This is a genomic window from Veillonella dispar, assembly GCF_937975875.1.
In the GTDB taxonomy this organism is placed as follows: Bacteria; Bacillota; Negativicutes; order Veillonellales; family Veillonellaceae; genus Veillonella; species Veillonella dispar_B.
Window position 1 is genome coordinate 1 of sequence record NZ_CALJSP010000097.1, and the last position, 1,772, is coordinate 1,772.

Below are 1,772 nucleotides of genomic sequence, written 5' to 3' on the forward strand. Positions count from 1 at the left end.
CCCTGACTCTGAGAAGCTTTGGAAGAAAATAAAAAAGAGCCAGACGCTTACTGACCGCGGGCACGAACAAAGCCTTCTTTACGAAGTTGTTCAAAGACGGATTTATGCTCCCCTTTTTTCCCTTGGATCATAGGCGCCAATACTAAAATCTTAGTGCCTTCTGAGAAGCTCATTACATCATCTGTCATTTGTTGTATCGTTTGTTGTGTAATAGGCTTACCACATTCTGGACAGTGGGCATGACCTACACGAGCAAATAATAGACGCAAGTAGTCGTAAATCTCCGTTACAGTACCAACTGTAGAACGAGGATTGCGGCTTGTCGTCTTTTGGTCGATAGAAATCGCTGGAGATAAGCCTTCAATATAATCTACATCAGGTTTATCCATTTGTCCTAAGAATTGACGAGCATATGCAGACAAGGACTCTACATAGCGTCGTTGCCCTTCTGCGTAAATCGTATCAAATGCTAAGGACGATTTACCAGAACCACTGAGACCAGTCAAAACGATAAACTGATCTCGTGGTAAGGCTATATCTATATTTTTAAGGTTATGCTGACGCGCACCTTTTACTATCAATTGATCTTTCATTATGTTCCCTATTTAAAGAGATGATACCAAATGGCATCATCTCTATTTTTACTAACATGAAATAATATATGTATATTATCGCACATATAGTCTATATAATCTATGTGTTTTCTTACAATCTATCTAGATATGTAAATTTATCTCTATAGATTCACTAATTACATTCAAGTAGTTAAATTTTTACTATATGAATATATGTTACACCTACTTAAGATTTACTCTTTGTACTGGTCCGTTTTCTCCCTTTACTTGATGCGGGCTTTTTCAATTTGCTTTCACCAGCACTATGCATATCGGACCATTGTTGACGTAGTTCCCCCAATTGGTCGCGAAGCTTAGCAGCCTTTTCAAATTCAAGCTGCTTTGCAGCGACCTTCATTTGACGGTCTAGTTCTTCAATTTTATTGAATAACTCTTCTGGCGTTATATCTGCCACCTTAGGAGTAGATGCCTCTTGAGCATATGGTTCGTGTCCATGGTCCATACCTGTTGTAGAGAATTTCTTTTTCCCTTTCTTCGGTGAAAAGTCCTTCCCATCGGTGACCATATCTTCTTCAATTTTCGTCAACTCAATGAGTTCTTTTACATCTTTAGAGACAGACTTAGGCGTAATATTATGTTCAATATTATAAGCCTCTTGCACAGCACGACGACGATCTGTTTCATCAATAGCTCGTTGCATAGAGCCAGTTACGCGGTCTGCGTACATAATAACGTGACCATTCACATTACGAGCGGCGCGACCGATTGTTTGAATCATAGCCGTATCAGAACGTAAGAAACCTTCCTTATCCGCATCTAAGATGGCTACTAAAGAAACTTCTGGCATATCTAGGCCTTCACGGAGCAGGTTGATACCAACTAGTACATCAAAGACACCGGCCCGTAAATCACGGATGATTTCAGCACGCTCGATGGTAACGATATCTGAATGAAGGTAACGAACGCGGACGCCCATTTCCTTCAAGAACTCCGTTAAGTCCTCGGCCATCTTTTTCGTCAAGGTCGTAACGAGAACGCGTTCATTCTTAGCTGCACGCTTATGAATTTCGCCGAGTAAATCATCCATTTGTCCCTTAATAGGACGAATTTCAATAGATGGATCTAATAATCCTGTAGGACGAATAATTTGCTCCGCAATATTCGTTTGTACTTCCATTTCATAAGGACCAGGTGTGG

General features: G+C 40.4%; 1 protein-coding gene and 1 pseudogene. Both read right to left on the reverse strand.

Annotated features, from left to right (window positions below):
* Positions 1-56: 56 nt before the first annotated feature.
* Positions 57-593: pseudogene (locus tag Q7P05_RS04570) on the reverse strand (excinuclease ABC subunit UvrA); the annotation flags it as partial.
* Positions 594-801: 208 nt separating this feature from the next.
* Positions 802-1,772, reverse strand: a 971-nt coding sequence (locus Q7P05_RS04575) for a helicase-related protein (protein ID WP_303930763.1), incomplete at its 5' end; no start/stop codon positions are given.